The following is a 6,415-nucleotide window of genomic DNA, read 5'->3' as shown; positions in this document are numbered from 1 at the left end:
GTTACTAGCTTTTGCTAGCTGCCTCTCCCGAAGCGGATGCGTATCTTACAGCGCATCTTTTTTTTGTCAACAACTTTTGTTTATTTATTTTTAAACTTGGTTTTTGACATCCTCATCAGTTGTTAGCGTTTTGCTGTTCCCTGTTGAGGAGGCGCGCATTCTACGCATTCCTGCAGCATCGTCAACACCCTTTTTTTAAAATAAATACAAAAAAAGCGACCGTTCGGTCGCTTTTTTGATCTATTAGTACATTAAGCATGCGTTTACGCTTGTATATCCTTATTCTATCAGCTCAAAAAGGCATATCCTCTTTATATTGAGCGAAGACATTTGATTATTGCTACGTAATCATTCCTGCTTATTGTCTACACTTTCATTGCTTTTCTTTTTATCGGCATTGAAGTCTGCATCTTCTTCATGATCGCCCACTACATCGTCTAACGTTACTTTCTCAACGGTACGGAAAGTATTGATAGGCCCAGCTAACGCATATAGTGCAAAAACAAGGAACAATACTAAAGCGGGTTCTGTTGCAACAACAACGAATATCAAGAGAACTAAAAGAAGACCTACAAATGGAACCTTACCGTGCCAATTAACTTCTTTGAAAGAATTGTACTTAAAGTTACTCACCATCAGCAAACCTGCCAAGCCAGTTACTGCAGCAACGATTAAACCATAGTCGGTACCAACAGCGTCATACTCAACTCCAACCCATACAAGACCAGAGACAACTGCAGCTGCTGCCGGACTAGCAAGACCTTGGAAGAAACGCTTATCGGCAATACCAACTTGCGTATTGAAGCGAGCTAAACGAAGAGCTGCACCCGCTACATATATAAAGGCCGCTAACCAGCCTAACTTGCCCAGCTCAGTTAACCCCCAATTATAAGCAACAAGTGCAGGTGCCATTCCAAATGAAACCATATCTGCCATTGAGTCATACTCAGCACCAAAGTCGCTTTGCGTGTTCGTCATTCTTGCCACACGCCCATCTAAGCCATCAAAAATCATAGCAACAAAGATAGCCACTGCCGCGGCTTCGAACCTGCCGTTCATTGACGAAACCACAGCAAAGAAACCCGAAAACAACCCTGCTGTTGTTAATAAGTTGGGAAGTAAGTATATCCCTTTACGTTTTTGATCAGACATATGTCCTCATACTTCTACATATACAATTGCGTTAATTATTTCACAGATATCTAGGAACGCATAGCAAAGTAAAAAGACTGCCTCGTTCCTTTACATAACGCCGTTGCAAAACGTTATTAGCTTTGCATTGATTACACGTACTCCTACCACAATGCCGGCGCTTGGCTTCTATTTATTCAGGCCGCGTATGCTCACGATTAAACAAACAACTAATAACTAGGTATACGGTTACATACCTTAAATAGCTCACCGTTCATATATCATACAAGTCCATGTTGAAATTAGGTACTACCAAGTTTGTGTTCGCATAATGTGCGCACACATCACTCGGCTTGTACTTGAAGTGCTTTGCGCTTCATATATAGGAAAGCAATTATGCGAACGCTACAAAAAACGTTTTCTTTGCAAACTGTACTATTACTTTCCACAGCTTTGCTATCTACCCTGAGTGCGAATTCAGCATTCGCTACCTACTATAAAAAGCAAAGTTATTCTCACTGTGGGTCATCGAGCCAAAGCAACGAACAAAGCAATGTATGTAACTCTCCGTTGGGAGAATACACCTACGATCTAGTCGATGACAAAGTGACACAAACCAATCAGACGAATAATTCCTTTGTTCAAATAGACGGATTAAATATTAGTATGTCCGCCTTTTCTGACACACAAGGAGTTACCGGCGAAACAGTCGTTGGCGCCAAGTTAGAAAAAATCTCAGATAAATGGGCTTACGGCATAACAAACAATGATGAAGCGTACTATCGCGGCGGTGCCGATCACGCTATTGATAACCTCAATTACTTCTCTAGCGGCAGCGATAACTCGAAAAACTACCGCTTCACAAATGTAGAAAGAGATTATGATTTTATATTGCTCTCATTTGATTATGCGGTAACACTAACTGGCGCCAGTTTTTCTTGGCTTTATGACAGTAGAGATAGTCAAGTGTCTGTGGCTGCGCTTAGTAACACCTCTAAACTAACGTCTGGCGTTAACACATGGAGTCATATCGTTGAAGATGCACTAACGTCAGCTTCATTCGACATTGAGAGTTGTGAATATTTAGATCACCGTGCAGATTTCACGTTTACTGAGTCAGCACAATATTGGCTTGTAGGGGCATACAATACAGTATTTGGAAATATTGGTGGAGAATTTAACAATGACGCTTTCAAACTCGCCAACATTGGGTTTTCAATTACAGAAACTGCGGGTACACCAGATCCAACCGAAGTCTCTGAGCCTGGCACTATTGGGCTACTTATGGCATGTTCACTTTTCGTAATGTGGCGCCGTAAAAAAACCATTTGAAGAAATTAGACTTTAGATCACTGACAGGTGGTACAACCTGTCAGTTTTTTTTACTCACTTCCTTTCCCTCGCACCTTAATACAACAAAAAACCCATAAAAACAAACACTTGAAAAATTGGCACAATTCCAGCTTGGAGAAAAAATAATTTGCCTCTTTGTTGAATTTAAGCTGTAAGGCCAATAACTATGAACAAGCTGTTAAAATTTTCATTTTCGTCGTTGCTTTTAATCTGTACGTCAGCGTCTTACGCTGGTGATTCAATGCTCGAATACTACAACTACGATATGATTGCTCAGAAAGTTAGCAAAGGATTTGAGCCTACAACTAACTCAATTAAAATCGATAATTCTGATATCTACGTTTCTTATACGACTTGGGCGGACACAGAATATTCTGACACCGACGGTGATGACCGTGTAGTGAGACAAAACGGCCTTAGTTATTCGAAGACATACGGCTTGTCAATGCGCAATAGAGACCATGGTGGCAACCTTACTGATTGGCATACTATTGATAACAACCAAGGTGACTGGAAATACGATTTCGACATGGTGCTTTTCTCATTTAGTGAAGAAGTAGCACTTACTAATACGAAGTTCAACTATCTTACTGGTGCCGGGAACGAACAACAGTTAACCGTTGTTGGATTCAATGATATCGACATATTTAAAAACGCATCGAACACTGTAACTACATGGGAAAATATTGCTTCATCAAGTGCCATCACTTCGGTCACACATAAGAATATTTCTAGAACACCGCAAGGGCTTGGGAAGTATGAAGTAACCTATCCTACTTTGACCGAAGCAAAATATTGGCTTATCGGCGCATACAATACTTATTTTGATCCAAACGGTAGTATGGATGACTTCACTGGTTCAGGCTTTAAACTAGCCTCGCTAGGTATTTCTAGACAAGGCGAAAACACGACAACCGACGTCAATGAGCCTGGTGCTATGGCACTAATGCTAATGGGTATCGGACTGATGCTTTATCGCCGCAAGCGTCTCGTTTAATGGTTTAAAAACACGTAGAAAACACGTATCTTTAGAAGGTGGCTTAAGCCACCTTTTTTTATGCTATTTTTAAGCCAGCAGTTAGGCTAATTTTCGAAGGTATATATGGATTTTTGTAATAATAAAAAGGGTGTTGTACGTCGTGCACTTATTTCTGCAGTTGCCACTTCTTTTCTCTCATTTAGCAGCCACGCTACAACATCTGAAGACTATGAAAAAGCGCTAACTGCGTTTAATCAAAATGCCTACGATGAAGCCTATATCCATCTTAAAAACAGCTTGCAAAAAGACCCAGAAAACCTAGCAGCAAAAATACTGATGGGTGAAATTTTGCTTATTAATGGCTACTTAACTGCCGCTGAAATGGAGTTCGTAGAAGCGCTTGAAATGGGTGCCGATATCAACCTTTTGGCAGAGCCGCTTGGCAACACATGGTTGTTCTTAAACAAATACAAAGAGATTGTAGACTTTTCTGATTCAAACAAACTGTCGGGCGATGCAGAACGTGAGTGGCTTTTAATTCGCGCAACGGCGTGTATTAGACTGGAGGATGAGTCATGCGCCTTACGTGACTACAACACTATCGTTTCACGTACACCTAACTTCGTACCAGCAATAAACGGGTTGGCGTCCATTGCTCTTCAAAATGAAGATTTATCCAAAGCGACCTCGCTTATCAATAAAGCTATGTCGTTAGAACCAGAAAATGCAATAACATGGCGATTGAAGGGGCAACTCGCATACCGACAGGGTGATACAGACGCTGCAACCGCACATTTACAGAAAGCGCTGACTTTTAATCGAGAAGATCCCATTGCATTAAGGAATCTTGTTGATTTGTATTTAGAAGCGAAAGACTACGACACGGCAAAACTGTTCGTAGATGAGATAATCCAAGATACACCCAATGATCCGCTGGCCATTTTACTTAATAGCTGGTTACAAAGCAGAGACAACCAGCAAGCTATCGATAACGAAAAACTAAAAGAACTTAACGACTTCATGGCTCAACTGGATCCTGAGCTTATTACCTCACAGCCCATGTTGCTTTACATAAGTGGTTTAACTAACTTCTTTAATAACAACATGGAGACAGCCGCGAAAGATTTTAACGCTTATCTGCAACAAGAGCCTGATGACTTACAGGCGGTATTGATGTTGAGCCAAGTTTACATGGCGACTCAACAAGATAAACAGGCCCTTGCCCTGCTTGAACGTCATCAGGATGCGTTAATGGAAGACCCAGACTCAGCACTGCTTTTAGGTGACTTATTTATTCGCCAAAACAAAGCCTTTAAAGCCGAGCGACTTTTGCAAAATCTTGAATATAAATACCCGAATGAAAACAAGCTCCAGCTATTTAAGATTAAATTAATGGCTGCCAGAGGTAAGCAAGATGAAGCGCTATCGATTCTTGAAAATAACTTATCTACCTACAAGGATAATGCCGGCTTTCTTTTCACTTATTCATTGATGAATTTACAAGCTCAGCAGTTTAAGAATGCATTAAAAGGCGCTGACTTACTAAGCGCATTGTTTCCAAACGAAGCAGAAGTTTTCAATCTTAAAGCCGGTATCTTGATTAGACAGGGTCGATTAGAAGAAGCCAAGATCAACATAGAAAAAGCGCTAGCGCAAAACCCGACGCTTTTCCCTGCGAAATTCAATTTAGCAGCAACGGAAAGCCGTTTAGGAAATGTCGATAAATCTAACCTGCTAGTAGAAGAGTTACTTGCTCTGTCTCCCCAACATAATGAAACGCTGATGCTGAAAGCGTTCAATTTAAGCAAAGCAGGAAATCTAGAAGAAGCTAAGCAAATTTATCTCGATATATTGACGCTCACGCCTTCAAATACTGGAGCGAGAGAGCGCGTTTCATCTTTGTATCAACAACAAGGCGACACAAAAAATGCGCTCTATCACTTAGACCTCTTAATCAAAGACGATTTCGACAACGCCGATTATCTCCTTCGAAAAGCAGCGCTTCAGTTAGAAGCAGGTCAACGTGCCGATGCAGAAAAAACGCTAAGTATTGTGAGGAATTTTATCAATGACGATGCCGGCAAGCTTATCGCATATGCTGATCAAGCTCGAAGTGTTGATAATGATGAAAACGCCTTAGACGCCATGGCCCGAGCGTATGAAATAGCGAATACAAGTACGTTTGTCACGTTGCGTTATGTGAGCCTACTGCTCGACATGCAAAACAACGACAAAGCACAATCATTGCTAACAACCATTCCCGCAAACCAACAACAAAATCCGGTTTATTATTTTTTGAAAGGCCGACTGGCAGCAAATAAGGGAAACAGTGAACAAGCTATCAAAGAGTTTGAAAAAGCGTTAGACGTAGACGCTACTTTTGCACAGGCTTTTGTTGCCATTTACAACTACGCACTGAACGATCAGTTTGTCGATGTATTCTTGAATACGGCAAGAAAACTGGTGGGCGAGAATGAAAACAATCTGCTGGCAAAAAACCTGTTGGCGCAATACTTATTCTTCATTCAAGAGTTCGAAGAGTCGATAGCGCTTTACAAGGAACTTGTTGAGCAACCAAACTTACTCAACCCTGCTGAGGCTTACAATCGCCTAGCGATCATGCATATCGAGGAATCGCTAGTCACTGCAAAAAACTATGCACGTCAGGCCTACGAGCTTCAACCAAACTCAGCAAAAATATTGGATACCTACGGTCACATCAAAGCGCTACAAGGAGACTATGAAGGCAGCCTTAAAATGCTGAGGGATGCGTTCGCCAGAGACGCCAACGACCCAAATATTCGCTATCATCTGGGCTACACGCTAGCCAAGCTCAATAGAATTGAAGAGGCGAAAAAAGAGTTAGAATATGCAGTAAAAGTGGAACGCCCTTTCTTTAAGCGTCCTCAAGCAAGAACGCTATTAGAGAGCCTATAAGGCTCTCTTCGCATG

The 6,415-nt window shown here is 41.4% G+C and carries 4 protein-coding genes; 3 read left to right on the top strand and 1 reads right to left on the bottom strand.

Annotated elements, in window-relative coordinates:
* Positions 1-348: 348 nt before the first annotated feature.
* Complete coding sequence (gene pssA, locus KUL49_RS14400) at positions 349-1,152, bottom strand: CDP-diacylglycerol--serine O-phosphatidyltransferase (protein WP_014950059.1); 804 nt, start codon at positions 1,150-1,152, stop codon at positions 349-351.
* Between the two features lie 375 nt (positions 1,153-1,527).
* On the opposite strand from pssA, the gene xdp1 (KUL49_RS14395) reads away from it, so the two are divergent.
* The 3 genes from xdp1 (KUL49_RS14395) to prsT all read left to right on the top strand — a co-directional run bounded on the left by xdp1 (KUL49_RS14395) (position 1,528) and on the right by prsT (position 6,400).
* Positions 1,528-2,463, top strand: a complete 936-nt coding sequence (gene xdp1, locus KUL49_RS14395; RefSeq protein WP_131137739.1) for an exosortase-dependent surface protein XDP1 — start codon at positions 1,528-1,530, stop codon at positions 2,461-2,463.
* A gap of 187 nt (positions 2,464-2,650) precedes the next feature.
* Positions 2,651-3,481, top strand: a complete 831-nt coding sequence (gene xdp1 / locus KUL49_RS14390; protein ID WP_131137738.1) for an exosortase-dependent surface protein XDP1 — start codon at positions 2,651-2,653, stop codon at positions 3,479-3,481.
* A 105-nt stretch (positions 3,482-3,586) separates the two neighbouring features.
* Positions 3,587-6,400 carry an XrtA/PEP-CTERM system TPR-repeat protein PrsT gene (prsT, locus tag KUL49_RS14385; RefSeq protein ID WP_131137737.1) on the top strand — a complete coding sequence of 938 codons (2,814 nt, stop codon included), beginning with the start codon at positions 3,587-3,589 and terminating at the stop codon, positions 6,398-6,400.
* The last annotated feature ends 15 nt before the right edge of the window (positions 6,401-6,415 follow it).

Origin of the sequence: Alteromonas sp. KUL17, assembly GCF_006538305.1 — a bacterium.
GTDB lineage: Bacteria > Pseudomonadota > Gammaproteobacteria > Enterobacterales > Alteromonadaceae > Alteromonas > Alteromonas macleodii.
Note: the sequence above shows the minus strand (reverse complement) of the source record. Positions and strands in the feature narration are given on the sequence as shown.

Bases quoted from the DNA above. Each gene is read 5' to 3' on its own strand.
- xdp1 (WP_131137738.1), top strand. From the start codon at position 2,651: ATGAACAAGCTGTTAAAATTTTCATTTTCGTCGTTGCTTTTAATCTGT.
- xdp1 (WP_131137739.1), top strand. From the start codon at position 1,528: ATGCGAACGCTACAAAAAACGTTTTCTTTGCAAACTGTACTATTACTT.
- pssA (WP_014950059.1), bottom strand. From the start codon at position 1,152: ATGTCTGATCAAAAACGTAAAGGGATATACTTACTTCCCAACTTATTA.
- prsT (WP_131137737.1), top strand. From the start codon at position 3,587: ATGGATTTTTGTAATAATAAAAAGGGTGTTGTACGTCGTGCACTTATT.